We start from the raw sequence: 26,505 nt of genomic DNA, 5'->3' as shown, positions 1-26,505 counted from the left end.
CCGTGATTTCGTCCGCATCATGCGCCGGGAGCGCGCCGCTGTCTTCCGGGTCGGTTCGGCTCGTGCAGGCACTGGCAGACTCCGCCCGGGAGGCTTTCTTGCCCAGTCATCACGAGATCCCCGCCACACCCGACACGACGGTCCTGGGCTGTTTCGACGCCGCCCCGAAGCCGGTGCTGACGGTTGAATCCGGCGACACCGTCACGCTGCATTCCCATCCGGCCGGCGGGCGCGCGACGCTCCATCCCGATCCCGCCCGTCGCCCGGCCGATTGCCTCGCGGCCCTCGACGCGCTCGCGCCGGGCTTGGGGCCGCACTTCGTCACCGGGCCGATCCATGTCCGCGGCGCTCTGCCAGGCAACGTGCTCCAGGTCGATCTCCTCAACCTGAAATTCCGGATGGATCGGGGTTTCGTCGCGATCCTGCCGCTGCTCGGCACGCTCCCGGACGAGTTCACGGATCACGAGACCATCCGCCCGGACATCGACGTCGGTCGCGGCGTCGCGGTTCTGCCCTGGGGCACGGAACTGCCGCTCGATCCGTTCTTCGGCATCCCCGCCACCGCGCCGCCGGCCTGGGGCACTGACCTCGCCGGTGCCGCGCCGCTTGGGCGGCAACATGGACAGCAGGGAACTGAAGGCCGGCATCACCCTGTATCGTCCGGTCTTCGCTGAGGGGCGGGGTTCTCTGCCGGCGATGGCCACGGCGTGCAGGGCGACGGCGAGGTCCGCATCACGGCGCTGGAGACCGGGCCCACCGGCACGTTCCGGCTGACGGTGCGCAAGGATCTGTCCCTCGACTGGACCTTCGCCGAGACGCCGACCGACCTCGTGTCGATCGGCCTGCACGAGAGCCTGGACGAGGCGATGCGCCAGGCGGTCCGCGACATGATCCGCCACGTCTGCGCCCGCACTCGCCTCTCCCGCAACCCGGCCTACATGCTGTGCTCGCTCGCCGGAAACCTGCGCATCACCCAGACGGTGGACGGCGACAAGGGGGTTCACATGCTGCTGCCGAAAAGCGCGCTTCCCGGAATCGGGTGAGCGCATGGACCTGCGCTTCGCCGACTTACCCTCCCGCGACCGCTACCGCCTGCTCACCGCCCTGGTGACCCCGCGGCCGATCGCCCTCGTGACCACGCGCTCGGCGGCCGGCACCGACAACGCGGCGCCGATCAGCTTCTTCCAGGTGCTGGCCGAGGAGCCGCCGATCGTCGCCTTGAGCTTCAACCTGCGCTCCGACGGGACCCTGAAGGACACAGCTCTTGCCATCGCCGAGACGGGCGAGTTCGTGGTCAACCTCGTCGACGAGGGGCTGGTCGCGGGCATGAATATCTGTGCCGCCGAGTTCCCGCCCGGCGAGAGCGAGATCCCGGCGGCGGGGCTGACGCTCCTGCCCTGCACCGGCGTGGCGCCGGGGCGGATCGCCGAGGCGCCGGCGAGCCTCGGCTGCCGCACCCATACGGTGCTCGATCTCTCGCCCGAGCGCCGGATCGTGCTCGGGCAGGTCGTGTCGCTGCATGCGAGGGACGACCTCTTCACCCCGGACGGGCGCCACCTGCGCGAGGGCGCCTTCCTGCCGGTGGGACGGCTCTACGGCGACCTCTACGCCCGCACCGGCGACCGCTTCGCGGTGCCCCGGGTCACGGTCGAGGACGCGAAGGGGCGCTGAGCACAGTTGCAGACGGGACGCGGCGGAATTTCTGGCAGCGTCGCCACTTCCTCCCACCCGCGACCTCAGGATGAGGTCGCGGGTGGGAGAGCTCGATCACTGCGGGCTTTGCGGTCGTGTCGTGGACGACGGAGTCGCAGGGTGCAGCTCTGCCTAGCCTCTTGGTACGCATCGTTTTCACCGCCGAGCCGAAGAGGCTTCGGCGAATGACGCTCACCCCCGGACCGCGTCCGGCACCCCGAACACCGCCAGCGTGGTCTCCCCGGCCGAGAGCCGCTTTTCCCAGCCGATCTCGGCCTGGGCGCGCTCCTCGGCCTTGGCGATCAGCTCTTCCGCAGCCTCGCGCGGGATCACCACGACGCCGTCGTCGTCGCCGAGGATCAGGTCGCGGGGATGGATCGTTGCGCCGCCGATCGTCGCCGGGGCATCGACGGTGCCGCCGTCCTTCGAGGCCGGGCCGCGGGCGGTGACGTGGCGGGTGAACACCACGAAATCGTCCCAGCCGCCGAGGATGCCGGTGTCGCGCACCGCCCCGTCGGCGATAAGGCCGACGATGCCCTTGCGCCGCGCCGCGGTCGACAGCAGGTCGCCGATCATCGCGACGTCGCTGCGCCCTCCGGCATCGATCACCACCACGTCGCCGGCCTGCGCCACCGCGATGGCGTGGTGCACGGCGCCGTAATCCTTCGGGTCGCAGATTGCGGTGACGGCGCTGCCCAGAAGCGTCGGGCCTCCGGCGATGCGCCGCAGCGGCCGGATCGCCGGATCGACCTGGGTGCGGCCCTCCAGAAGATCGACCACCACCGCCACCGGCACGGCGGAAAACCGCGCGATCAGGTCGGCGGAGAGGCGGGGCGGGGTCTCGGCGATGATGCGGGTCGGCATGGCGTCTCCTCCTTGTGGCCGTCTTCGGTTTTGCGGCCGGTCGCCGATCTCTATAGGCTGGGCCGCACCCCGCCGACAGGCGCGAGGACAACATGGCTCCCTGAAGGGGGCTCACGGGAGGAACGACATGGCGGAGGGCGGGAGCGCCCCGGGCTCGCGGCGGCTCGAGGGCAAGGTGGCGCTGCTGTTCGGCGCCGGCTCCGCGGGGCCGGGCTGGGGCAACGGCAAGGCCGCGGCGGTGACCTTCGCGCGCCACGGCGCCCGGGTGGTCTGCGTCGACGTGCGGCGCGAGGCGGCCGAAGAGACCGCCGAGATCATCCGCCGCGAGGACGGCGCCGCCACGGCGGCCTCCTGCGACGCCACCGATTCGGCCGCGGTGGCCGCCCTCGTCGCCGAGGTGATGGCGGCGCAAGGGCGCATCGACGTGCTGCACAACAATGTCGGCTACGCGCAGATGGGCGGTCCGGTCGAATTGAGCGAGGCCGACTGGCACCGCACCCTCGACCTCAACCTCACCACCTGCTTTCTCACCTGCAAGCACGTGCTGCCGCACATGCTGGCGCAGCGCGCGGGCAGCATCGTCAACATCTCGTCGGCGGCGGCGATCCGCTACACCGGCTATCCGTATGCCGCCTACTACGCCGCCAAGGCCGCGGTGAACAACTTCACCCTAGGCCTCGCGTTGCAATACGCCCGTGATGGCATCCGGGCGAACGCGATCATGCCCGGTCTGATGAACACGCCGCTGATCCACCAGCAGATCTCCGGCCAGTACCAGGACCCGGACGAGATGGTGCGCGCCCGCGACGCCGCCTGCCCGATGGGCCGGATGGGCACCGCCTGGGACGTCGCCAACGCCGCCCTGTTCCTGGCCTCCGACGAGGCCGCCTACATCACCGGCGTGGCGCTCCCCGTCGATGGCGGCCTGACCGGGAGGATCGCGTGAGCCTCCAGGACGCGTCCGACCTGCTCTGGCGCCACTGGCGCGAGGGCCGCCTGCTCACGGCCCTCCCGCCGGACCTCGCGCCCGCCGACCGCGACGAGGCCTACCGGATCCAGGCCCTGCTGGAGCCGCGCAGCGCCGCACCGCTCTACGGCTGGAAGATCGCCGCGACGAGCCTCGCCGGCCAGCGCCATATCGGCGCCGACGGGCCGCTCGCCGGGCGGCTGCTGGCCGAGCAGGTCCTGTCACTGGAGGATGTGATCCCTCTCGCCGGCAACCAGATGCGGGTGGCCGAGCCCGAGGTGGCGTTCCGGATGGGGGCCGACCTGCCGCCGCGCCCTCAGCCCTACACCGTCGAGGAGGTGATGGCGGCGGTGGCCGACGCGCATCCGGCGATCGAGTTCCCGGATTCGCGCCTCGACGCCTTCGAGAGGGCAGGGGAGGCGGCGCTGGTCGCCGACAATGCCTGCGCCCACCTCTTCGTCCTCGGCCCCCCGGCGCCGGAGGGCTGGCGCAGCCTCGACCTCGCCGCGATGCCGACCCGCATCGCGGCCGAGGGAAGGGAGCCCCACCACGGCCGCGGCGGCAACGCCCTCGACGATCCCCGCCTCGCGCTCACCTGGCTCGCCAACGCGTTGTCGAGGCAGGGGATCACCCTGCGCAAGGGTGAGGTGGTGACCACCGGCACCACCACGGTGCCGCTGCCGGTCGAGTCGGGGGACGTGGTGCGGGCTGAGCTGGGGGGATTGGGGGCGCTGACGGTGCGGGTCGGAACGGAATAACCCGCCGGTTCTCGGGGTTGCGGGCGGCTGCAACCCTGGAGCGCTGATCGGGCGCCCGGCTTTGCAGTATACGGGTGTGACCGCGGCCTCGCCGCTCTGCGGGTAACGCCCCACGAAAGCCCGTTCTGATGAGCCTGCGCCTCGCCTTCTGCGCCGCCCTGCTGCTTGCCGGCGCCTCGGCCGGGGCCGCGGAGCCGATGCGGAAACCTGACCCGGAGACGTCCGATGCGGCCTTGCGGCCCTCGGCACCGATCTCGCGGCGCGACCTGATGCTGCCGGGTGATCCAGCCCGGCCGGTCACGCTGGACGTCACCCTTCTGACCCCGTCGGGCCCCGGGCCGTTTCCCGTCATCCTCTGGAATCACGGTTCGGCGAACGGGGCGGCCCGCCGCTCCATGGCAACCAGCACCAACACCTTCGCGACCTACTACTTCTTGTCGCGCGGCTACGCCGTGGCGGCGCCGATGATGCGCGGCTTCGGCCGCTCCGGCGGGGACGTCTCGGTCTCGGGCTGCGCGCTCGACGCCTACGGCGCGGCCAACGCCGCCGACATCCTGGCGGTCCTCGACGGCCTCGCCCGCGACCCGACGCTCGATATGGGCCGCGTCGTCGTGGCAGGGCAGAGCTTCGGCGGCTTCAACGCCCTCGCGACCGGGGCCCGGCGCGACCCGCGCATCCGGGCCGTGATCGATTTCCACGGTGGCCTGCGGGCGACGACCTGCCGGGCCTGGGAGCCGGCTTTGATCGAGGCGGCCCGCGGCTTCGGCGCCCGCAGCCGCGTGCCCTCGCTCTGGATCTACGGCGACAACGATCGCTTCTTCCCGGCGGCGACCTGGCGGGCGATGCGGACGGCCTACGCCTCCGGCGGCGCCCCGGTCGAGGTGGTCGCCTATGGCCGCTTCCGGGACGATTCGCACACGTTGCTCGCCTCGTCCGACGGCCTGCCGCTCTTCGCGCCGCGGCTCGACGCATTCCTCGCCGGCCTCGGCCTGCCGTCGGCGGCGACCCATCCGGAGTATCTGCCGACGCCCTCGCCGCCGCCGAGCGGCTATGCGGCGATCGACGATGTCGAGGCGGTCCCACACCTGACGCCGCCGGCCCGCGACCTCTACCGAACCTTCCTGACGCGACCCATTCCCCGCGTCTTCGTGATCGCGCCGGGTCGGCACGCCAACGAGACCTATGGCGGGTTCGATCCCCTGGCGCGGGCCCTGGCGGAGTGCCGGGCGCTGAGCATGGCGTGCAAGGTCTACGCGGTGAACCGCGACGTGGTCTGGACGCAGCCCTCTTCGGTGCCGCCGCCGAGCGGCTTTGCGGCGATCGACGACGTCGGCGCCGTTCCGTACCTCACCGAGGCAGGCCGCACCGGTTACCGCCGGTTCCTCGCCATGGACCGTCCCCGGGCCTTCGTGATCGCGCCGGGTGGAGCCTGGGGCGCTGCCGCATCGGGGACGGATCCGCTGTCGACGCTGCTCGACGGCTGCCGTGCCAAGCAGCTTGCCTGCCGCCCCTACGCGGTCGACGGCCAGGTCGTCTGGACCGAGCCGAAGGCTGGAGCTTCCTCGCAATAAGAAACGGGATGCGGGCCCGCCCGCACCCCCTTTCTCAATTCCATCCGTCGCAGGACCGGCGTCAGGCCGCCTTCACCCCCTTCAAAAACACCGCCACCTCCCGCTCCAGCTCCCCGGCATAGCGCCCGAGCCGGTCCGCCGCGCCGAGCACCTCGGCGGCCGCCGCCCCCGTGCTGCCGGCCTCGCGCTGCACCGCCACGATGCCGGTCGTCACCGCCTGCGTGCCCTGCGCCGCGTGCTGGACGTTGCGGGCGATCTCCTGGGTCGCCGAGCCCTGCTGGTCGACGGCGCCGGCCACGCCCTCGGCAATCTCCGACATCCGCTCGATCACCCCCGAGATGTCCCGGATCGCCTGCACGACGCCGCCGGTGGTCTCCTGGATGTGGCCGATCTGCTGGGCGATCTCGGCGGTGGCGCGGCTGGTCTGGCTCGCCAGTTCCTTGACCTCGGCGGCGACGACCGCAAAGCCCCGGCCCGCCTCGCCGGCCCGGGCCGCCTCGATCGTGGCGTTGAGCGCCAAGAGGTTGGTCTGGCCGGCGATCGACGAGATCAGGCTCACGATGTCGCCGATCTGGTCGGCGGACTTCACCAGGCGCTGCACCGTCTCGTCGGTCCGGCGCGCCTGGTCGACCGCGTCGCGGGCGATGTCGGAGGATTGCGCCACCTGGGCGGCGATGCCGTCGATCGACACCGACAGTTCCTCGCTCGCCGCCGCCACCATCTGGACGTTGGCCAGCGTCTGCTCGGCGGCGCCCGCCACCTCGGCCGAGCGGCCGTTGGTGGTCTCGGCGGCCTGGGTCATCGTCCGGGCGGTCGCCTCCATGCCGGCGGCAGCCTCCCCCAAGGTCTCGGTCATCGCCACGACGTTGGCCTCGAAGGTGCGGGTCACGGCGTCGAGGCGCGCGGCCCGCTCGGCCTTGGCGGCGGCTTCCGCCCCTGCGGCCCGGTCGGCCTCGTCCTTGGCGATCAGCGCCTCGCGGAACACCCGCACGGTGCCCGCCATGGCGCCGATCTCGTCGCTGCGGCCTTGCGCCGGCACCTCGGTGGCGAGGTCGCCGCCGGCGAGCGCCCGCATGGCGCCCGAGAGCCGGTCGATCGGCCGGGTGATGCCGCGCCCGATCAGGAGGGCAAGCGCCGCCCCGATGGCGCAGGCGAGCGCCACGCCGGCGGCCAGCAGCCACAGGGCCCTGTCGCGCTCGGCGCCGAGCTGGGCGAGCTCGCTCGCGCCGATGCCCTGCGCCGCCGAGACCAGCTCGGCCGAGCGCCGGTCGAGGTCGGCGAAGATCGCGGCCTGTGTTTCGTTCGCCTTCACGATGTCCGGGATGCTGTCCTTGAACGCCCGCACCTTGGTGTTCAGGTCGCGCAACACGCCTTGCGCGGCGGCGTCGATGTCGCCGTAGAGGATCGTCTCGCCCTGGTCGATCAGTTCGGCGGCGGTCGCGTCGAGGGTCGCGGCGGCGGCGGCGTCGCGGGCGAGGATCAGGCGCTGCTCCAGCCGCTCGGCCTCCTTGGCGGCGGAGATCGCCTTGCCGCTGGCGACGAGCAGGCTCGTGGCCGAGGCGACCTTGTCCTGCTGCTGGCGCAACGTCACCTGGGCGGCGGTCTGGGCGTTGTTCTGCGCCTGCTCGATCTGGCGCAGGCCGACGATCAGGCTGCCGAACAGGGGCGCGAGGTCGTCGCCGAGCGCCGCCTTGCCGCCGGCCGCGACCGGCTGGTCGATCTTGGCGCCATAGGCGTTGAGGGCCGTCAGGGCGGGCTCGACGGTCTCGACCGAGGTCATGGCGCCGAGGCGGCGCAGCAGCACGGCGACGGAATTCACCTTCGATTGCAGCTCGAGGTTGCCGTCGTCGCCGTCGCCGGCCAGGTAGCCGACCTGGAGCACCTGCATCTCGAGCGCCGAGCGGATCGCGAAGGCCACCACGACGGCCGTGTTGGTGGCGGTCTTCTGGTCGGCGAGGGCCTTGTCGAGGGCCTTGCCGGCCTCGGCGAGCTGGCGCTCCTGCGCCGTGCCGATGCCGGCGACATTGGTCTGCAATTCGGCGATCAGAGCCGCGTGGCGGTCCTGGAGCGCCCGCGCCGTCGCCTTCTGGGTGCCGAAGGCCTTCACGGCGGCCTCGAACCCGTCGAGCGCGCCCGCGATGCCGGCCGCCGCGGCGGCGGCCGGCGGGTCGTCGGCCAGGCGGCCCGAGAAGGCGCCGGCGCTGGCCCGTACCCGGCCGATCGCCGCCGTCAGCGCCCCGTCCCGGCGCACATCGTCGCTCTTCAGGGCACGGTCGGTGGCGAGCGCCAGTTCCCCGATCTCGCCGGCCAGCAGCTGTGCCGCATTGGCCGTGTCGACCCGCCGGGCGAAGCCCGTCAGGCTGTGCCACCCGATCGCCGCAACCGCGACCGTCAGCAGGAGGATCAGCCCGAACCCCCCGAATACGCGCGCCCTGATGGACATTCTTCCGTATCTCCTCACCGCCCGCAGGATAGCGGTGAGGTCTGAAGCAATTCCTACTACATCACTGCAGCCTGCGGTTGAGGCGCCCGATCTGTGCTTTGTCAGCGTCAGGCGGATTGTCAGGGGATCAGCCGGTCGGCGCGTAACCGCGAGAACAGGTCGAGGAAGGCGTCCTCGGTGGGCTGGTAATCGAGGAAGCCGAGGCGGCGGCTCTTGCTCATGTCGGTGACGACCTCGATCGGCCGGCCGAGATCCGCATCGGTGTGCCAGGGCGAGGCGAGACGGTCGAGGTCCGGCTCGGCGAGGCCGTGCCTCGTCGCGATCTCCGCCCAGAGCGGGGCGTCGCCTTCCATCTGCTCCTCGAGCGGCCGGATCGTGCCGTCGAAGGGCGCCGGCTCGAGCCCGAACCAGGCCGCGAGCCGCCCCCACATCCAGCTCCAGCGGAAGACGTCGCCGTTCACCACGTTGAAATCCTGGTTCGCCCCTTGCGGCGCGGTCGAGGCCCAGAGCAGGTGGCGGGCGAGCAGCCGCGCGTCGGTCATGTCGGTGAGCCCGTTCCACTGCATCGGCGAACCGGGAAAGCGGAACGGCCGGCCGGTCTCGCGGCAGAGCGTGGCGTAGACGGCGAGCGTCGTGCCCATGTTCATCGCGTTGCCGACCGCCTTGCCGATGACGGTGTGCGGCCGGTGCACGCTCCACGAGAAGCCGTCGCGCCTGGCCGCCGCGAAGACCTCGTCTTCCTGCGCGTAATAGAAATTCTCGACCGGCAGCCGGCCCTGCTCCTCGCGGAACGGGGTCTGGGGCACCGCGCTCTTCCCGTAGGCCTCGAACGGCCCGAGATAGTGCTTCAGGCCCGTCACCAGCGCGACGTGGCGCACGCTCCCGGCCGGCCGCAGCGCGTCGAGGAGGTTGCGCACCATCGCGCCGTTGACCCGGATCATCTCGGCCTCGGTCGGCCGGCGCATCCAGGTCGAGAGCACCACCCGGGTCGGCCGGTGCGGGGCCAAGGCGGCCATGAGCCCGTCCGGATCCTGCAGATCGGCGGCGACCGGCACGACCCCCTCTTGCGCCGGCGGGTTGCGGGCGAGACCCAGCACGGTCCAGCCGGCCTCGCCCATCACCTCTGCTGCAGCGCTGCCGACGATCCCGCTGGCGCCGACGATCAGCACGGTCTCCGTCATGTCCGGTTCCTTTGTTCGCTCTTGGTCGGCGGGACAACGCGGGCGGGCGTGTCGGGTCCCATGAGAGCTTGCCCCATGAGAGCTTGCCCCATGCGAGCTTGCCCCATGCGAGCTTGCCCCATGCGAGCTTGCCCCATGCGGTGGCTTCCCGTCCCGATCTGGCCGTCTGCGAGTTCTTGTTCGAGACATTGCGAACGACTAAATAAATTGACCGTTATACAGCTGATCGAGAGGTGGTCATGGTTGGGGTGGCGACGAAAGTGCTGTCGACGGTGAACACGCCCTATGGGGCCGACCTCTCGGCGCGTCAGCTCGCCGCCAAGATCTTGGATCCGGCCAGCGTCAATGCCAATGATGCCTCAGTTTTTGCGTTTTTCTCCGAGGTAAGCGAAGAGCTTCAGAAGCAGTTCATCGCTTCCATGGGTATCGACGAGGGTCGGGTACGGAGCATCGCCGCTCAGTTTGCGGCCAAGGCTGGATATCCGTTGCCTCTGTCGACTTGAAATCATGCCTCGCGTGCGGCCGAGCCAATGGTCACGACTGTTCGATCTGTCGCTGCGCCTTATCGACCAGGCCAGAGACATTGCGTACGACTTCGATTGGACATTCGGCGGTGGAACGGCCCTGATGTTGCAGATCGATCATCGCGAAAGTCACGATGTCGACCTCTTTCTGGATGATCCGCAAATATTGCCGTTCCTCAACCCAATCGCACAAGATTTGGTGCTGGATCGATGGCCTGATGATTATGAGAGCGACGGCGCGCGGGTGTTGAAGTTGATTTTCGACGGTTTGGGTGAGATCGATTTCATATGTTGTGGGTCGATCACTGATGCGTCCGCGAAAGCATCCGAAGTCCGTGGTCGGAGTGTTCGCGTCGAAACGCCGGCTGAGATCGTTGCCAAAAAGATCTATTACCGAGGCTCGCGGCTTCAACCGCGCGACATGTTCGACATTGCGGCTGTCGCACAAGAATGCGGCCAGAGCTACGTCGTCGATGCGTTAAAGGCATGCGGGGCGGATCGATGCACCGAGGCGCTGGCCGTTGCCAATGCCATGGACCCGGCATTCGCATCCAGCCTCATGGGGCAACTCATGCTTCGGCCACATAACAGGCATCTGCCGGTCGAGGCGCAATCGACGACTCAAACAATCCTTCGTGTCGCCCTCGGCCTGTAAGCTCGGCACGCCGGTCGAGATCGCCGGCCGTGCCGCGAGCTGGCCATGCCGCTAGGGTATGGCTTCTTCGCCTAGGCCATGCCCCCGACGGAGCCGGACGCGAGGCTCCGCGTTCCTGATCGCGGCAGCGGGGCCTTCGACGGCGCCCCGGCATGCCGGCGGAGGCGCCCGTGGGTCAGCTCGCGACGGTGGACGAGGATCCGTCAAAGTCGGACGCGCAGGAGCCGGAGCGCCGGCTGAAGCCGGCCCTGCTGCTCGGCGCCCTCGGGGTGGTCTACGGCGATATCGGCACGAGCCCGCTCTACGCCTTCAAGGAGGCGGTGAAGGCCGCCGGCCACGGCCAGGCGGAGCCCGCCGCGGTGATCGGCGCGGTGTCGCTGATCCTGTGGGCGCTCCTCGTCGTGGTGTCGTTCAAGTACGCGGTGCTGATCCTGCGGGCCGACAATCACGGCGAGGGCGGCATCGTGGCGATGCTGGCCCTGCTCGGCGCCCGCCACGCCGAGCCCCGCAGCTGGGCCGGCCTCCTCCTGGTGGTCGGGCTGATCGGCGCCGCGCTCCTCTACGGCGACGGGGCGATCACGCCGGCGATCTCGGTGCTCAGCGCCGTCGAGGGCCTGAAGGTCGAGGCGCCCGGCCTCGCCCGCGCGGTGGTGCCGATCACCCTGGCGATCCTGGTCGGGCTGTTTCTGATCCAGAGCAAGGGCGCGGCCTTCATCGGGCGGATCTTCGGCCCGGTGATGCTGGTCTGGTTCGTGGTCCTGGCCTTGTTGGGTCTGGGCGGCATCCTGCACGCGCCGCAGATCCTGGCAGCGCTCAATCCCCTGAAGGCGGTCGAGTTCCTGACCCATGCCGGGTGGGGCGTCAGCTTCGCGATGCTCGGCGCGGCCTTCCTGGCGGTGACCGGCGGCGAGGCGATGTATGCCGATCTCGGCCATTTCGGCGCCCGGCCGATCCGGCTCGCCTGGTTCGGGCTGGTGCTGCCGGCCCTCGTCGTCAACTATTTCGGGCAAGGCGCGGTGCTGCTCGCCGAGCCCGGCGCGATCGAGAACCCATTCTATCATCTCAGTCCCGACTGGGCGCATTACCCGCTGATCGGGCTCGCCACCCTCGCCACCGTCATCGCCTCGCAGGCGATCATTTCCGGCGTATTCTCGCTGACGCAGCAGGCGATGCAGCTCGGCTTCCTGCCCTTCATCCGCATCGTCCATACGGCGCGGGACGCGCAAGGCCAGATCTACGTGCCGGCGGTGAACTGGCTGCTCGCCATCGCGACCTTGAGCGCGGTGCTGATCTTCGAGACCTCGGATGCGCTGGCCGGCGCCTACGGCATCGCGGTCTCGCTCCTGATGGCGATCACGACGCTGCTCGCGGCGCTGATCGCCCGGCGCTGGGGCTACAACCTGCTCCTCGTCCTCCTGGTCAACGGCGCCTTCCTGACGATCGACCTCGTGTTCCTGGGCGCCAACAGCGTGAAGGTGTTCGAGGGCGGCTGGTATCCCCTCGTGCTCACCGCGATCGTCGCCGTGACGATGCTGACCTGGCTCCAGGGTACGCGTCTGACCGAGGCCAACCGGGTCGGCGCCCGCCAGGACGAGGACGCCTTCCTGGCGGCGTTACGCGCCGATCCGCCGATCCGCCTGCCGGGGGCGGGGGCCTTCCTGTCCTCGGCCACCAAGGGCATCCCGCTCCACATGAGCCGGCTGCTCGAGCGCAGCCACGCCCTGCCGTCCCGCTGCACCATCGTCACCGCGCTCTACGAGGAGAAGCCGGTGGTGCCGGCGACGGACCGCGCCGAGGTGACCCAGGTATCCCCCGACCTCTACCGGGTGACGCTCCGCTACGGCTACATGGAGGAGGCCTCGATCCCGGACGGACTCGCCTGCGCGGTGGCCCATCGCGGGTTGCCGGCCGATTTCGTCGAGGACGTCACGGTCTTCATCGGCCATGAGACGATCATCCCCAAGCGCAACCACCGCGGCATGGCGGCGTGGCGCGAGACCCTGTTCGCCTTCATGATGCGCAACGGCGAGCGCACCGGCGCCTTCTTCTGCGTGCCGACCCGGCAGGTGGTGGAGGTGGGGACGGAGATCGAGATCTGAGGAACGTCGGCCGTCCTTGCCTCAGCCGATGACGTTGCTCACCTCGACCAGGTTCTCGTCGGGATCGTAGAAGTAGACCGACAGGATCCGTCCGGTCGCGCCGGTCCGCTCGATCGGCCCATTGATGATCGCGACGCCCTCCCGCGTCAGGTGGGCAATGACCTCGGCGAGCGGCGTATCGGTCAGCAGGCAGAAATCCCCTGCGCCCCGGCTCGGGTGGCGGGTCTGCGGATCGACGCTTGCGTGCAACTGCTGAAGGTTGATCTTCTGAGACCCGAAGTGCAGCGCCCAGCGCCCGGGCGCGATCTCGCGCGCCTCGACGCCGAGCGTGCGCTGGTAGAACGCCACCGTCGAGTCGATGTCGAGGACGACCAGCACGAAGTGATCGATGGCGCGGATGCGGATCGGAGTCATGACGCCCTCCCGGTGGCGGGCCGCTCTCCCAGCTTCGCGCCAAGGCGCAGCAGGTAGCCGTCCGGATCCTGTACCAGGAACTGGCGCTGGCCGACCTCGATCGCGCCGGCCCGGTACCAGGCATCCTCGACCGCCATGAAGAGCGGCCACCCGGCCGCCTCCAGCCGGGCCAGGACCGGCTCCACCGCCGCGACCTCGATCTGGAGGTTGATGCCCCGTCCGAGCGGCCGGTCCATCGGGCCGGTCAGCCAGTGCCGGGCGGACGGATCGTACTGGTCCAGCATCACCTGCGCCCCGTCGAGGTCGAGATAGGCGAAGCGGTGCTCCGGCCTCTCGTAGGCGATCCGGAAACCGATCAGGTCGACCCAGAATCGCAGGCTCGTGGCGAGATCGGCGACCACGAGTTCCGGGACCAGGGTCGCGCGCCTCAGCGTGTCCGTCATGCCGTCACCCCCGTGCCCACCGGCCGCGACCCCAGGCTCGCGGCCGGACGCAGCAGGTAGCCGTCCGGATCCTGCACCAGGAACTGGCGCTGGCCCACCTCGACTGCGCCGGCCCGGTACCACTTGTCCTCGACCGCCATGTAAAGCGGCCAGCCCGACGCCTCCAGCCGGGCCAGGATCGGCTCCACCGCCGGGACGGCGATCTCGAAATTGATGCCGCGCCCGAGCGGCGCCTCGAGCGGGCCGGTCAGCCATTGCCGCGAGGCGGGGTGGCGCGTCTCCAGCATCACCTGCGCCCCGTCGAGATCGAGATAGGCGAAACCCTCCTCCGGCCGGTCGTAGGCGATGCGGAAACCGATCAGCTCGACCCAGAAATGCAGGCTTCGCGCCAGGTCGGCGATCAGGAGTTCCGGGGTCAGCCGCGCGAAGGTGAAGGCCATGTCCGTATCCCATCCCCGCCCGGCGATTCGCGCCGGTTGACCGCATGCTGCCGATCCGTGACGCTTGCCGCAACGGCGCCTGAAACGCGCGCCGACAGGACACGCGAAGGGCGGCCGGCGGCCGCCCGGGGGAGGGGACATGAGCCTGTACCACACGCTCGCCGCGCGGGCGGCGGCCGGCCATCCGGTGCGGATCGGGGTGATCGGGGCCGGCAAGTTCGGCTCGATGTTCCTGTCGCAGGCGCCGCGCACGCCGGGCCTGCACGTCGTCGGCATCGCCGATCTCGATCCCCAGCGGGCGCGCGCCGCCCTCGCCCGGGTCGGCTGGCCGGCGGAGCGCTATGACGCCAGGAGCATGGCCGAGGCGATGCGCAACGGCACGACCTTCCTCACCGACGATGCGGAAGGGCTGATCGGTGCGGACGGGATCGAGGTGATCGTCGAGGCCACGGGGCATCCGGGCGCCGGCATCCGCCACGCGCTCGCCTGCTGCCGGCACAAGCGCCACATCGTGATGGTCAATGTCGAGGCCGACGCGCTGGCCGGCCCCCTCATCGCCCGCAAGGCCGAGGAGGCCGGAATCGTCTATTCCTTCGCCTATGGCGACCAGCCGGCGCTCATCGCCGAACTCGTCGACTGGGCCCGCACGGCGGGGTTCCGGGTGGTCTGCGCCGGCAAGGGCACCAAGTACCTGCCGGTCTACCACGCCTCGACCCCCGACACGGTCTGGGGCCATTACGGCTTCACCGAGGAGCAGGTCGCGGGCGGCGACTTCAACCGGCAGATGTTCAACTCCTTCCTCGACGGCACCAAATCGGCGCTGGAGATGGCCGCTGTCGCCAATGCCTGCGACCTGACGCCCCCGCCCGCCGGCCTCGCCTTCCCGGCTTGCGGCGTCGACGACCTGCCGACCCTGCTGCGTCCGCGATCGGCCGGCGGCATCCTGCCGGTGGACGGCACCGTCGAGGTGGTGTCGTCGCTCGAGCGCGACGGCCGCCCGGTGTTTCGCGACCTGCGCTGGGGCGTCTACGTCACCTTCGAGGCGCCCTCCGACTACGTCCGCAAGTGCTTTGCGGAGTACGGCCTGAAGACCGATCCGAGCGGCACCTACAGCGCGATGTACAAGCCCTATCACCTGATCGGGCTCGAACTCGGCCTGTCGGTCGCCAGCATCGCGGTGCGGGGCGAAGCCACCGGCACCACGCGGGGCTTCTCCGGCGACGTGGTGGCGACCGCCAAGCGCGACCTGAAGGCCGGCGAGCGCCTGGACGGGGAGGGCGGCTACACCGTCTACGGCCGGCTGATGCCGGCACGCGATTCGCTCCGTGCCGGCGGCCTGCCGATCGGGCTGGCGCACGGCCTCACCCTCACCCGCCCGGTCGCCGCCGGCAAGCCGGTGAGCTGGGACGACGTGGCGTTCTCGGCCGACGACCCGGCGATCCGGTTCCGGCGCGAGATGGAAGAGGTGTTCCGCGGGGAGGCGGGCGGGGCCTGATCCCGGCGTCATTCCTCCCGGGAATGCTTCCGTTCCCGAACGGTCTTGGACACGGGCCCGTCCCGTCTCCAGGGTCGACGAAACAACGACGGGCCGGAGCACGGCCGGGGCTTGGGCCCTGGCCCGATGCGCACCGGGGGCGCCCCGCCCCCGCGCGAGGCCTGCGGAGCGCCCGGAGGAGCGACCATGACCGCCACCATTGATCGTGACGAGACCCGAGCCGAAGCACCCGTCGCCGCCGCGGACGAGGCGGCGCGCCGGCGCGGCGTCGTCGCGGCGGTGATCGGCAACACCCTCGAATTCTACGACTTCACCACCTACGCCTTCTTCGCCGTCACGATCGGCCGGACCTTCTTCCCGGCGGGCGATCCCTGGGTCAGCCTGCTCGCCTCGGTCGCCACCTTCGGCATCGGCTTCGTCACCCGGCCGATCGGCGGCGTGGTCATCGGCGCCTATGCCGACCGCGCCGGCCGCAAGCCGGCGATGATGCTGACCATCGCCCTGATGGCGATCGGCATGCTGATGCTGGCCCTGACCCCCGGCTACGCCACGATCGGCATGGCCGCACCGATCCTGGTGGTGATCGGGCGCCTGATCCAGGGCTTCGCGCTCGGCGGCGAGGTCGGTCCCTCGACGGCCTACCTCATCGAGAGCGCGCCGCCGGGCAAGCGCGGCCTCTATGCCAGCTGGCAGATCGCCAGCCAGGGCCTCGCGACGCTCTGCGCCGGCACGATCGGCGTGGTCCTGTCGCTGGGCCTGAGCCCTGAGCAGATGCAGGCCTGGGGCTGGCGCATCCCGTTCCTGCTCGGCCTGCTCATCATCCCGGTCGGGATCTACATCCGCCGCGCGATGCCCGAGACCGCCGGCGAGAGCACCGGCCACGCCGAGGCCACCACCGGCGCAGTGCTCGCCCGGCTGCTGCGCGACCATGGCCGCACCCTGGCGCTGGTCGTGCCGATCCTGCTCTGCGGTACGGTCTCGACCTATGTCGGCAACTACATGACCACCTACGCGATCACGACCCTGAAGCTGCCGGCGGGCCTCTCGATCGCCGCGACGGCGGTGGTCGGCGCCTGCATCCTGGTCTTCGCGGTGCTGGCCGGCCGGCTCGCCGACCGGTACGGCCGACGCCTGGTGATGATCGTGCCGCGGGTGCTGCTGCTGCTCTCTGCCTATCCGGCCTTCCTGCTGATGACGCAGGCACCCGGCCCGGCGACGCTGCTCGGCATGTCGGCGCTGCTGGCGACCCTCAGCGCCATGAGCGCCGCGGCGAGCCTGGTGGCGATCCCCGAACTCCTGCCGCGCAGCGTGCGCAGCGCCGGCCTCTCGGTGGCCTACGCCTTCGTCGTCACGGTGTTCGGCGGCACGACGCAGCTGGTGGTGACCTGGCTGATCGGCGTCACCGGCGATCCCCTCGCGCCGGCCTGGTACGTCATCGCGACGAGCGTGGTGGGCGTCGCCGCGATGCTCGCCACGCCCGAGACGAAGGAAGCGGCGCTCGCCGCGTAGGAGGGGGTGGGGCGGCCCGGGGCCGCATCCGGCCGCTCGCGGCCATTCGGGATGTCACGCTCGGATGACGGAAAACAGGTGTTTTCCGTCATCCGAGATTGCCTGCCGGTCAAGCTGGCTGACACCTGACGCTGACGAACGCTTCATGGGTCTGCTGGTGACCCCAAGCGGACGCACGCATGCTGAGCCGGGCATTGGGTAAGGGTAGCATCGCCCTCAGCTCCCGGAGGTGCTGGTGCCCTCTATCACCTCCACGCAACGCCCACCGACAAAGGCCATCATGGCACCGTTCTCCTGCTTCGTTCGCGCCAGCATCAGGCTGGGCCGGCCCATATCAGCGCCCTGCCCGACGCGCAGCGACAGCTCCGCCGTGCGGAGCCGTTCCGCCAGGAGCGCCGCCATGGCAGAGGTGGCACTTCCCGTTGCCGGGTCCTCCATCATGCGCCTGGTGAACATGCGCGCCTGTAGGTCGGTGTCGGCTTCCACCGTGTCCTTGGCCACGTCACGCGTGTAGGCATACACGGAAAAGGCTCCATCCAGCGGGAACAGGCTGCCGAAGGCGGCGCGATCCGGGGATGACCGGCGCAGGGCCTCGCGGGAGGCGAGTTCGACCACGAGGAACGGCATACCAACGGACACCACCTGGGTTTCCGCCGGCATCCTCGTGGGATCGAGAGCCCGCATCTCGGCCATATGGGAGAAAGCCTACGTGTTCGGCGCGACGCTGGACCCGTTCGCGGCCTGGCTAGCGCTGCGGGGTCTGCGCACGCTGCCGATGCGTGCGGACCGGCTGAACCGGACGGCACAGGTCGTGGCTGATTTCTTGGCGCAGGATCCAGCAGTCGAGCGGGTGCATTATCCCGGCCTCGGCAGCTATCCCCAACACGAACTCGCCCGCCGGCAGATGAGCGGTTTCGGCGGTGTCCTGAGCTTCGAGATTACGGGCGGGGCGGACGCAGCCGAACGTGTCGTCGCTGCGCTGAAGCTGGCACACCGTTCGGCCAGCTTCGGCTCCTTCTCAACGCTCGTCGTCCATCCCGCCGCGATGTGGGCCGGCATGATGAACGAAGACCAACTCCGGGCCGCCGATCTACCGCCAAGCCTTGTTCGCCTCGGCGTCGGCTTCGAGGACCCGGCGGCGCTCGTCGCCGATCTAGGGCAGGCGTTGTCCTCGATCGGCTAATCGAGCCCTTGATTTGGGATGCGTTTGCCTATTTCGACGCGGGCTGGGCAAAAACAAAGAGCGTCATCCGCTTTTGCGAGGCTGGATCGCGTTCTCAAAGGTTTGCGAGGCATCGGAAGCGGATGGACCGCTTCCAGGCGTCCGCTTTCTCGACGTCGATCGGCGATGTCGGGTGGTTTCCTGCCGGTCGGCTTTTGGTGCAGAACTAGGCTGAGCTGCCGTTCGCATCCCAAGCTTCAACTAGCTCGAAGGGTCAGGATTAGATTGCGCAGGAAACGGTGGTCATCGGCTCGACGCTGCGGGCAAGGCTTGATGGTAAATCAGCAGTGGAATAGCAATAGGAACGGTAAATGAGCCTCATCGAGTATCGTCAAACAAAAGAATTTCCTAGCGAGGGTGTCGTCAGCCTCTACGCTGCAAACAAGTGGTCATCGGCGGAAAAACCAGAACTTTTGCTTAAGGCATTGTCGAATTCAGAGACGGTGGTTTCAGCCTGGGACGGTGATGAGATTGTTGGATTGGGCAATGCGATCTCAGACGGCTTTCTCGTTGTATATTATCCTCATCTATTAGTGCTGCCGAATTATCACGGGCGGGGGATTGGCAGAGAAATAATGCGGCGTTTGCAGGAAATCTATAAAAACTTCCATCAACATATGATAGTTGCTGAATCAAGTGCCTTCGAATTCTACAAGTATAATGGTTTTTCAAAGGCAGGAAACACGATCCCCATGTGGATATACCAGGGAACAGATCACTGAACTCGAAAGAATGCCAATCTTATTGAAATTGTCGTTCATATCCTTCCGCTCTCCAAGCGTAGACCATATGACAAATGTGGTTTGAACGTCCGCCATCGGACCGCAATCTCTGATCCGCCGACGACCTAGAAGGGTCGGAAACGGAACGTCCGCTCCCGGGCAGCGAGGTACGGTCCGCGCCCCACCCCTTGCGGTCATTCCGCATACCAGGCTCGGGTATACGGAAAACATGTGCTTGACGGCGGTGTGCCGGCCAGCCGGCCACCTGACCGATCTCCGCCGTGGAAGGCGCACGACAAACCCTGTCGGATTGATGCCGTAGACGGAAACCGGGATTGGAAGGTTTTCCGCACAGGCCGGTCGGGGCCATGCGGGCGTCGACCATCGGTCTCCGCCCTCTGAAGCCGCTCACACGGTCGAGCCAACCATGGTTCGCCCTACACCTCGAACTCCCGGTCCACCGGCACCTGCATCCCGGTGACCAGCGCGTTCGTCGTGTTCGCCATCCCGATCACCGCCAGCAGCTCGCCGTGCTGCGCCTCGGTCATGCCCTTGGCCCGCGCCGCGGCGGTGTGGGAGTGGATGCAGTAGCTGCACCCGTTGGCGGTCGAGACCGCGATGTAGATCAGCTCCTTGGTCAGCGGGTCGAGGGCGCCGTCGGCGGCCATCACCTGCTTCAGGTCGGCCCAGGTCCGCTCCAGCACCGTCGGCTGGTTGGCGAGCGCGCGCCAGAAATTGTTGATGAAGTCCGAGCGGCGCACAGCCCGGATGTCGTCGAACACCGCCTTGACGCGGGGATGGCCGTCCGCCTCCGCGTCGCTCCACAGTCTCACGGTCGCCATGCCGGTCCTCCCGAGGAAACCGGCATGGTCGGCGAGGGCGCGCCCGACGTCCAGCGCGTCAGCGCCGGGCCGCCGCGTCGAACCCGTCCGGCACCCGGCCCGACGGTGTGGCGAGCGCGTAGGGGCCGCGGGCGAGGAACCGGCCCGAGCCAGGTTCCGCCAGCACCTGGCCCTCGCGCACCGCGATCTCGCCGCGCCGGATCGTCATCGTGGGCAGGCCCTTGAGGCGCATCCCCTCCCAGGGCGTGTAGTCGATGGCGTGGTGCAGGTCCGAATTGGTCAGGACCCGCTCGGCATCCGGGTTCCACAGCACGAGGTCGGCATCGGCGCCGGGCGCCAGTGTGCCTTTCCGGCCGGCCAGCCCGAACAGGCGGGCGGCGTTGGTCGAGGTCAGGCGCACGAAGGTCGGCAGGTCGATGCGCCCGGCCGAGACGCCCTCGGAAAAGAGCACCGGCAGCCGGGTCTCGATCCCCGGCACGCCGTTCGGGATCGCGTTGAAGGCCGGCATCCCGTCGGGCCGGGCCTTCGCGCCGCCCTGGCCGTAGCCGCTGCCGCCGGGATCGCGCTTGGCGGTGGCAAAGGAGAAGCCGCAATGGTCGGAGGAGACCACGTCGAGCGTGCCCTCGCGGATGCGGGCCCAGATCCGTTCCGCTTCGCCGGGCGCCCGGAGGGCGGGCGAGCACACCACCTTGGCGCCCTCGAAATCCGGCTTTGCCAGGTCGTCGGTCGAGAGGGTCAGGTATTGCGGGCAGGTCTCGCCCCAGACCTTGATGCCTCGCGCCCGCGCTCGGGCGATCTCAGCCGCCGCCTCGTCGCAGGAGACGTGGAAGACCTGGATCGGCTGGTCGACGAGTTCGGCGAGCGCGATGGCCCGGTGCGTCGCCTCGCGCTCGACCACCGGCGGCCGGGCCCAGGCATGCTGGAGCGGGTCGGTGAGGCCGGCCTCCAGAAGGGCGCGGATGCGCCAGCCGATGGCGTCGTAATTCTCGCAATGCACCGTCACGAAGGCGCCTAGGCGCCGCGCGGTCGCCAGCACCTCCAGGAACTGCCCGTCGGTGAGCCGCAACGGATCGTAGGTGAGGAAGACCTTGAGGCTGCGGATGCCGCGGGCGACCAGCGCCGGCACCTCGCGCTCCAGCACGTCGGGCGTCGGGTCGGTGATGATCTGGTGGAAGCTGTAATCGGCCCGCGAGGCCCGGGCGCGGGCCTCGTAGCCCTCCGCGGTCGCCGCGATCGGGTGACCCTTCCATTGCGGCACGAAGCAGATGAACGAGGTGGTGCCGCCGGCGAGCGCCGCGGCCGAGCCGCTGGCAAAGCTCTCCTCCTGCACGCCGCCGCCCTCGGAGGGTTCTTCGATGTGGCAATGCGGGTCGAGACCGCCCGGGGTGACGATGTGGCCCCGGGCGTCGATCTCCTCCGCCCCGCGCCGGAGGTTCCGGCCGACGGCCGCGATCACCCCGTCGCGCACCCCGAGATCGGCCTCGAACACCTCCGCCGGGCCGGCGAGCGTCCCGCCGCGCACCACCAGGTCGTAGTCGAAATCGTGGCTCGGCATCGCGGCTCCTCCGTGGTTGCCAGGGGTGTAGGAAGTGCCTCGAAACGCTGTCAATTCCGGGGCCGGGGAGGATCGGGCCGGTTGCCGTCCGGTTGGGCAGGGGGCCCGCATTTCGGGCGGCGCCGCCGCGTCCATGCCCGCGCGGGCGGCACATGACCCAACGTCCAGTTTGACAACCCGTCCGGGCCGGCGGACAAAGATCGGCCCGCAGAGGTTCCGGCCGCGCTCGCGTCGGGAGACGTCCCGTTTCGAGCGCGCGCAACAAGGCGCCCGCGGACGAAACGTGGAGGAGCCCCAATGACGATTCGGTTGGACAATCCCAGCCGGCGCGGCCTGATGCTCGGCGCCGCGGCCGCCGCGGTGACGGCCGGGCTGCCGGGTGCGGCGAGCGCCAAGGCGCCGCTGCTGCGCAGCCAGAGCCCGTATTTCTACCGCTTCACCCTCGGCGACGCCGAGGCCACCATGGTCTCCGACGGGACCCTGCCGCTCGGCGACCCCCATACCAACTTCCTCGGCCTCACCCCGGCCGAGATGGACGCGCAGCTGACCAGCAACTTCCTGCCGCTGTCGAACGCGGTGCTGGAGCAGAACATCCTGATCCTCAACACCGGCAGCAAGCTGGTGCTGTTCGATACCGGGATGGGCTCCCTCAAGCTGTTCGGGCCGACCACCGGCAAGCTGCTGACCACGATGCGCCAGGCCGGCATCGACCCGAAGGACATCGACGCCGTGGTGATGAGCCACGCCCATGTCGACCATTGCGGCGGCTGCGTCGGCGACGACGGCACGCCGCACTTCCCCAACGCCCAGTACTACATCTCGCAGGCCGATTTCGATTACTGGACCGACCCCGCCAAGGTGCCGGCCTCGTTCAGCGCCTTCCTCGATACGGCCCGCAAGAACCTGCTGCCGATTCGTGATCGCCTCGTCTTCGTCAAGGACGGCCAGGAATTCCTGCCTGGGATCCAGGCGATCGCCGCGCCCGGCCACAGCATCGGCCATACGATGTTCATGATCACCTCGGGCAAGGACAGCCTCTGCTACCTCGGCGACCTGACGCACCACCCTGTGCTGCTGATGGAGAAGCCGCTCACCGAGTTCGCCTACGACACCGACCCGAAGCAATCGGCCCAGACCCGGCTCAAGATGCTGACCATGCTGGCCAAGAACCGCATCCCGGTGCTGGCCTACCACTTCGCCTGGCCGGGCATCGGTCACGTCGCGGAGAACGGGCAGGGCGGGTTCCGGTACTATCCGCAGGCGATGAAGATGGATCTGTAGGGGCAGAGGTCGACTATCTTCGACCTCTCCGCTGCACTGCGTCATCCCGGGGCTCGTCGAAGACGAGAACCCGGGATCCATAACCGCTGACGATGCTTGAAAAGGCGGACAGCGTTCCGTCTCATCTTGGAGCCTCGGCGGTTATGGATCCCGGGTTCCGCTGCGCGGCCCCGGGATGACGCTCAGGAGGCATCCGGAACGCCTCACCCCGCCTTCGGCCGCGGCCCGTAGGACTTGAACCGCTCCATCGCCTCCGCCACCTCGGCCTCGCTCAGGATGTGCGGCCGGCCGACCTGGAGCGCCACGGCGTATTGCCGGCACAGGGTTTCCAGTTCCACGGCGAGCCACAGGGCCTTGGCCAGAGTCGGCCCGGTGGCGATCATGCCGTGGTTGGCGAGCAGGCAGCAGGTGCGATCCTCCAGCGCCTCCAGGGCCCGCTGCGACAATGCCTCGGTGCCGAACAGCGCGTAGCCGCCGCAGCGCACGGTCGGCCCGCCGGCGGCGGCGATCATGTAATGGGCCGCCGGGATGTCCTTGCGGCACATCGCGAAGGCGGTGCAGTAGGTCGGGTGGGCGTGGACGATGGCCGAGACGTCGGGGCGGGCCCGCAGGATGTCGCGGTGGAAGCGCCACTCGGAGGAGGGCGCGAGGGCATGCTCGGCCCGGCCGTCCATGGTCATCGGCACGATGTCGTCGGGCGTCATCTCCTCGTAGGGCAGCCCCGAGGGGGTGATGAGCAGGCCGTCGCCGAACCGCGCCGAGACGTTGCCGGCGGTGCCCTGGTTCAGGCCCTGCTCGGCCATGCTGCGGCAGGTCGCGACGATGCCGGCACGCAAGCTCGCTTCGGTCTCAGCCATTCCCCGTCTCCTGCGGCTCCCTCCCGTCAGCCATAGAATCTTGCCGGCGCCCGAGCCAGAGGCCGTTGACGAGCCAGGCGAGGGACAGGGGCACCGCCAGGACCGAGAGCGCGGTGGCGCTCAGGCCGAGCCAGGCCACGAGGGTATAGGACCAGGCGCCGACCTGGTCGCCCAGCCGATAGACCACCGTGTCGATGAAGGCCTTGGCCTTGTAGCGGTCCTCCCGCGGCAGCACGGTGAACAGCACCTCGCGCACCGGCCGGGCGATGGCGAAGTTGCCGGCCCGGCGCAAGACCCCGAACACCACCACGCTGGCGATGGTGGGCGCCACCGCGAGCAGCCCGAAGCCGAGCGCGCTGACCAGCGGCAGGATCGCCAGGGTGAGCCCGACGCCGAGCCGCTTCACGATCCGCCCGGTGAGGAAGAGCTGGATGCCGAGCGTCAGCACGTTCACCGCGAGATCGACGCTGGCGAAGAACGCCGTCTGCGATCCACGATCCGGGAAGCTGCGTTTCGCGATGCCGGCCTGCTCGAAGTAGAGAAAGGTCGAGGTAATCGAGAACAGCAGCAGGAACAGGCAGATGCCGAGCAGGTAGGGCGAGGCGAGCACCCGGCTGATGCCGGCGAACGGGCTGCCGCCGATGGCCTGCGCCGCCTCTCCCGGCTCGCGCGACAGGGCGTCGGAGATCCGCGACAGGCCCCGCATGCTGATGACCGCGACTTCGAGGAGCGCGGCCGCCGCGAGCAGCAGGAAGGGGATGGGCACGTCGCGCGCCAGCACCGCGGTGACGGCCGAGCCGGTGATGGCCCCGAGCGTGGCGCCCGCCGCGATGAAGCCGAACAGCCTTTTGCCCTGCTCGGTATCGAACACGTCGACGATCGTCGCCCAGAAGATCGAGACCACGAACAGGTTGAAGATCGACAGCCAGACGAAGAACACCCGGCCGATCCACACCGCCTCCTCGGGCCCGCTGCGATACAGGACCACCGCGAAGACCAGGATGTTGGCGGCGAAGAAGCGGTAGGTGATCGGGATGAAGCGGGAGCGCGGCAGCTTGCGCACCAGCCAGCCGAACGGCACGTTGAGCACCAGCATGCCCACCAGCGTGGCGGTGAACAGCCAGGGCAGGTTCTCGAGCCCGCCGGCCAGCCCCATCTGGTCGCGGATCGGCCGCATCACGTAGTAGGACGAGAGCAGGGCGAAGATGTAGAGCCAGGCCCAGCCGAGGGCCGGCACCTCCTCCGGCCGCACGTCGGTGAGGCGCCGGAGCCAGGCCGGCACCTTCAGGCCGGCCTGCGCCGCCTGCGTGGTGTCCACGGTCATTCGGCGATCCCGAAGGCCTTGCGCGCCTCAGGGCCGGTCGCGTCCCGCTGGAAGCCGGGGCTGCCCATCTGGAATTTTTTCGCGGCGTCGAGGCCGCCGACCACCACCGGCTCGAAGCCGGCATCGCGCACCAGGGTCGCGGCGACGCCCAAGGCCTGCTTGTCGTCGCCCGCGATCGGCACCGCCATCGGGGCGCCGCTGCGATGGGCGTTCTGGGCGAAGAGCCGGTAATTCGCGGCGTTGAAGGCCCGCACCAGCCGGGCGCCGGGGAGGTACTTGGCCGAGGTGGCGCCGATGCCGGCGCTCTCGGCCTCCGCCGCCAGCTCTCCGTCGCGGGCCTTGGTGGCGTTGCCGGCATCGAGCACGACCTTGCCCTTCAGGGCCGCGCCGTAGGTTTTTCCAAGGTCCGGATAGGCCTTGTAGGGCACCGCGATCAGCACCGCGTCGCCGAAGGCGAGGGCCTGCTCGACCGTGCCGGCCTTCGCCAGCGGCCCGAGCTTTTCCACCAGCGGCTTCAAATCCTCCGGGTGGCGCGAGGCGAACATCACCGGGTGGCCGGCCTTGACCCACAGGCCCCCGATGGTGCCGCCGATATTGCCGCCGCCGATCACCGCGATCGGACTCTTGGATTCTTGCGCGAAGGCGGGAGCGGCGGCGAGCGCCAGGGCCATCACCCCGGCGAGCAGCAGCGTGCGGCGATCACAGGCCATCGATGAACTCCTCCATCTTGCGGCGGGTCGCGGCGTCGGGCAGGCGCCCGCGCGCGGCGCCGAGATTGTCCTCGACGTAGCGCACCTGCGCGGTGCCGGGGACCGGGCAGGTCACCGCCTCGTGCGACAGGACGTATTTGAGAAAGAATTGCGGCCAGCTCTGGCAGTCGAACTCGGCGGCCCATGGCGGCAGGTCGCGGCCGCGCACCAGGGTGAACAGCCGCTCGCGCCCGAACGGCACGTTGACCATCACGGCGATGCCGCGCTCACGCGCCAGGGGCAGGATGCGCTCGGCGGCTTTTCTGGCATCGACCGCGTAGTTCACCTGGATCACGTCGAGCGTGTCGGCCTTCATCAGGGCTTCGAGGTCGGCGTATTGCGCCTCGGCCCAGGTCGTGGCGCCGAGATAGCGGATGCGCCGCGATGCCTTGAGTTCGCGCAGGAGCGGCAGCTGCGCCTGCGGGTCGATCAGGTTGTGGACCGCGATCAGGTCGATCCGGTCGGTGCCCAGCCGGCGGAACGACTGCTCGATCTGCGCCTGCCCCGCCTCGCGGCCCTTGGCCGCCACCTTGCTGCACAGGAAGACCTTGTCGCGAAGTCCCGTCTCCTTGAGGATCCGGCCCAGCACCTCCTCGGCCCGGCCGTAATCCGGCGCGGTGTCGATCACGGTGCCGCCCAAGGCCACGAACTTCGCCACGGTCTCGCGCAACGGCGCCATCGCATCCGAATCCGGCGCCACGTCGTAGCGCCGCGAGGTGCCGATGCCGATCGCCGGCACCGTCTCGCCGGTGGAGGGGATCGGGCGGCGGATCGGGCCGTCGCCTTGCGCGAAGGCGCGGCCAGAGACCAGGCCGGCCAGGGAGCAGGCGAAGGAGCCGGCCAGTACGGCGCGGCGGTGGAGCGTCATGCAAAGGTCCCTTCGGCTCGTCGATCGCCG

25 protein-coding genes and 1 pseudogene are annotated in these 26,505 nt (G+C 69.6%); 13 read left to right on the top strand and 13 right to left on the bottom strand.

Going from position 1 to position 26,505, the window contains the following annotated elements:
• Positions 1–98: 98 nt before the first annotated feature.
• Positions 99–1,043: pseudogene (locus AC3AOF_RS17560) on the top strand (acetamidase/formamidase family protein).
• Positions 1,044–1,047: 4 nt separating this feature from the next.
• Complete coding sequence (locus AC3AOF_RS17555) at positions 1,048–1,671, top strand: flavin reductase family protein (protein WP_236989644.1); 624 nt, start codon at positions 1,048–1,050, stop codon at positions 1,669–1,671.
• A 213-nt stretch (positions 1,672–1,884) separates the two neighbouring features.
• Here the strand turns inward: AC3AOF_RS17555 and AC3AOF_RS17550 are convergent, their stop codons facing one another.
• Entirely contained in the window at positions 1,885–2,556 is a 672-nt protein-coding gene (locus AC3AOF_RS17550; protein WP_488346025.1) for an RraA family protein, read from the bottom strand.
• A gap of 127 nt (positions 2,557–2,683) precedes the next feature.
• Here AC3AOF_RS17550 and AC3AOF_RS17545 point away from each other — a divergent pair, with 127 nt between their 5' ends.
• The 3 genes from AC3AOF_RS17545 (at position 2,684) to AC3AOF_RS17535 (ending at position 5,852) form a co-directional block, all read left to right on the top strand.
• A complete protein-coding gene (locus tag AC3AOF_RS17545; RefSeq protein ID WP_236989646.1) occupies positions 2,684–3,502 on the top strand; it encodes an SDR family NAD(P)-dependent oxidoreductase in 819 nt (272 codons plus the stop codon).
• Complete coding sequence (locus AC3AOF_RS17540) at positions 3,499–4,281, top strand: 2-keto-4-pentenoate hydratase (RefSeq protein WP_488346024.1); 783 nt, start codon at positions 3,499–3,501, stop codon at positions 4,279–4,281. The genes AC3AOF_RS17545 and AC3AOF_RS17540 overlap by 4 nt, the downstream gene beginning before the upstream one ends.
• Positions 4,282–4,409: 128 nt before the next feature.
• Positions 4,410–5,852, top strand: coding sequence for an alpha/beta hydrolase family protein (locus AC3AOF_RS17535; RefSeq protein ID WP_236989648.1), 1,443 nt, complete (start codon positions 4,410–4,412; stop codon positions 5,850–5,852).
• A 61-nt stretch (positions 5,853–5,913) separates the two neighbouring features.
• Here the strand turns inward: AC3AOF_RS17535 and AC3AOF_RS17530 are convergent, their stop codons facing one another.
• Positions 5,914–8,295: a methyl-accepting chemotaxis protein gene (locus AC3AOF_RS17530; RefSeq protein ID WP_488346023.1), complete on the bottom strand. Its 2,382-nt coding sequence runs from the start codon at positions 8,293–8,295 to the stop codon at positions 5,914–5,916.
• A gap of 119 nt (positions 8,296–8,414) precedes the next feature.
• Positions 8,415–9,476 (bottom strand): SDR family oxidoreductase, encoded by a 1,062-nt coding sequence (locus AC3AOF_RS17525; protein ID WP_236989650.1) that lies wholly within the window; start codon positions 9,474–9,476, stop codon positions 8,415–8,417.
• Between the two features lie 239 nt (positions 9,477–9,715).
• On the opposite strand from AC3AOF_RS17525, the gene AC3AOF_RS17520 reads away from it, so the two are divergent.
• From AC3AOF_RS17520 to AC3AOF_RS17510, 3 genes are all read left to right on the top strand, one after another.
• Positions 9,716–9,979 (top strand): hypothetical protein, encoded by a 264-nt coding sequence (locus AC3AOF_RS17520; protein ID WP_236989651.1) that lies wholly within the window; start codon positions 9,716–9,718, stop codon positions 9,977–9,979.
• A gap of 4 nt (positions 9,980–9,983) precedes the next feature.
• Complete coding sequence (locus AC3AOF_RS17515; protein ID WP_488346022.1) at positions 9,984–10,655, top strand: nucleotidyl transferase AbiEii/AbiGii toxin family protein; 672 nt, start codon at positions 9,984–9,986, stop codon at positions 10,653–10,655.
• A gap of 152 nt (positions 10,656–10,807) precedes the next feature.
• Entirely contained in the window at positions 10,808–12,754 is a 1,947-nt protein-coding gene (locus AC3AOF_RS17510; RefSeq protein WP_442919255.1) for a potassium transporter Kup, read from the top strand.
• A gap of 21 nt (positions 12,755–12,775) precedes the next feature.
• Here AC3AOF_RS17510 and AC3AOF_RS17505 read toward each other — a convergent pair whose 3' ends face one another.
• From AC3AOF_RS17505 to AC3AOF_RS17495, 3 genes are read right to left on the bottom strand one after another with little or no spacing between them, the layout of a single operon-like run.
• A complete protein-coding gene (locus AC3AOF_RS17505; RefSeq protein ID WP_236992759.1) occupies positions 12,776–13,159 on the bottom strand; it encodes a VOC family protein in 384 nt (127 codons plus the stop codon).
• A gap of 5 nt (positions 13,160–13,164) precedes the next feature.
• Complete coding sequence (locus AC3AOF_RS17500) at positions 13,165–13,611, bottom strand: bleomycin resistance protein (RefSeq protein ID WP_488346021.1); 447 nt, start codon at positions 13,609–13,611, stop codon at positions 13,165–13,167.
• Positions 13,608–14,051: a bleomycin resistance protein gene (locus AC3AOF_RS17495; protein WP_488346020.1), complete on the bottom strand. Its 444-nt coding sequence runs from the start codon at positions 14,049–14,051 to the stop codon at positions 13,608–13,610. Before AC3AOF_RS17495 ends, AC3AOF_RS17500 begins: the two co-directional genes overlap by 4 nt.
• 139 nt (positions 14,052–14,190) lie before the next feature.
• Between AC3AOF_RS17495 and AC3AOF_RS17490 the strand changes: the two genes are divergently transcribed.
• Together AC3AOF_RS17490 and AC3AOF_RS17485 are read left to right on the top strand one after the other, a co-directional pair.
• Complete coding sequence (locus tag AC3AOF_RS17490) at positions 14,191–15,546, top strand: NAD(P)H-dependent oxidoreductase (RefSeq protein ID WP_488346019.1); 1,356 nt, start codon at positions 14,191–14,193, stop codon at positions 15,544–15,546.
• 186 nt (positions 15,547–15,732) lie between these two features.
• Entirely contained in the window at positions 15,733–17,055 is a 1,323-nt protein-coding gene (locus AC3AOF_RS17485) for an MFS transporter (RefSeq protein ID WP_488346018.1), read from the top strand.
• Positions 17,056–17,271: 216 nt separating this feature from the next.
• Here AC3AOF_RS17485 and AC3AOF_RS17480 read toward each other — a convergent pair whose 3' ends face one another.
• Complete coding sequence (locus AC3AOF_RS17480; RefSeq protein ID WP_488346017.1) at positions 17,272–17,715, bottom strand: PhzF family phenazine biosynthesis protein; 444 nt, start codon at positions 17,713–17,715, stop codon at positions 17,272–17,274.
• Between the two features lie 49 nt (positions 17,716–17,764).
• On the opposite strand from AC3AOF_RS17480, the gene AC3AOF_RS17475 reads away from it, so the two are divergent.
• Both AC3AOF_RS17475 and AC3AOF_RS17470 read left to right on the top strand, forming a co-directional pair.
• Complete coding sequence (locus AC3AOF_RS17475; protein WP_488346016.1) at positions 17,765–18,238, top strand: PLP-dependent transferase; 474 nt, start codon at positions 17,765–17,767, stop codon at positions 18,236–18,238.
• A gap of 350 nt (positions 18,239–18,588) precedes the next feature.
• Positions 18,589–18,999: a GNAT family N-acetyltransferase gene (locus AC3AOF_RS17470; RefSeq protein ID WP_488346015.1), complete on the top strand. Its 411-nt coding sequence runs from the start codon at positions 18,589–18,591 to the stop codon at positions 18,997–18,999.
• A gap of 437 nt (positions 19,000–19,436) precedes the next feature.
• Here AC3AOF_RS17470 and AC3AOF_RS17465 read toward each other — a convergent pair whose 3' ends face one another.
• Both AC3AOF_RS17465 and hydA read right to left on the bottom strand, forming a co-directional pair.
• A complete protein-coding gene (locus AC3AOF_RS17465) occupies positions 19,437–19,841 on the bottom strand; it encodes a carboxymuconolactone decarboxylase family protein (RefSeq protein ID WP_488346014.1) in 405 nt (134 codons plus the stop codon).
• Between the two features lie 58 nt (positions 19,842–19,899).
• On the bottom strand, positions 19,900–21,396 hold the full coding sequence (gene hydA, locus AC3AOF_RS17460) for a dihydropyrimidinase (protein WP_488346013.1): 1,497 nt from the start codon (positions 21,394–21,396) through the stop codon (positions 19,900–19,902).
• A gap of 297 nt (positions 21,397–21,693) precedes the next feature.
• On the opposite strand from hydA, the gene AC3AOF_RS17455 reads away from it, so the two are divergent.
• Complete coding sequence (locus AC3AOF_RS17455) at positions 21,694–22,677, top strand: MBL fold metallo-hydrolase (protein ID WP_488346012.1); 984 nt, start codon at positions 21,694–21,696, stop codon at positions 22,675–22,677.
• 203 nt (positions 22,678–22,880) lie between these two features.
• On the opposite strand, the gene AC3AOF_RS17450 is transcribed toward AC3AOF_RS17455, so the two are convergent.
• The 4 genes from AC3AOF_RS17450 to AC3AOF_RS17435 are packed head-to-tail and all read right to left on the bottom strand — an operon-like array spanning position 22,881 to position 26,475.
• Positions 22,881–23,534: a class II aldolase/adducin family protein gene (locus AC3AOF_RS17450; RefSeq protein WP_488346011.1), complete on the bottom strand. Its 654-nt coding sequence runs from the start codon at positions 23,532–23,534 to the stop codon at positions 22,881–22,883.
• The gene (locus tag AC3AOF_RS17445; RefSeq protein WP_488346010.1) at positions 23,527–24,858 is read right to left on the bottom strand and encodes an NTP/NDP exchange transporter; all 1,332 of its coding nucleotides are present in this window, start codon (positions 24,856–24,858) and stop codon (positions 23,527–23,529) included. The genes AC3AOF_RS17450 and AC3AOF_RS17445 overlap by 8 nt, the downstream gene beginning before the upstream one ends.
• Positions 24,855–25,568 (bottom strand): NADPH-dependent F420 reductase, encoded by a 714-nt coding sequence (locus AC3AOF_RS17440; protein WP_488346009.1) that lies wholly within the window; start codon positions 25,566–25,568, stop codon positions 24,855–24,857. The genes AC3AOF_RS17445 and AC3AOF_RS17440 overlap by 4 nt, the downstream gene beginning before the upstream one ends.
• Positions 25,558–26,475 carry an aldo/keto reductase gene (locus AC3AOF_RS17435; protein WP_236989661.1) on the bottom strand — a complete coding sequence of 306 codons (918 nt, stop codon included), beginning with the start codon at positions 26,473–26,475 and terminating at the stop codon, positions 25,558–25,560. The genes AC3AOF_RS17440 and AC3AOF_RS17435 overlap by 11 nt, the downstream gene beginning before the upstream one ends.
• Between the last annotated feature and the right edge of the window lie 30 nt (positions 26,476–26,505).

The sequence above is a fragment of the Methylobacterium sp. 142-1Y genome, assembly GCF_057747795.1.
This window is presented reverse-complemented; position numbering and strand designations above follow the sequence as displayed.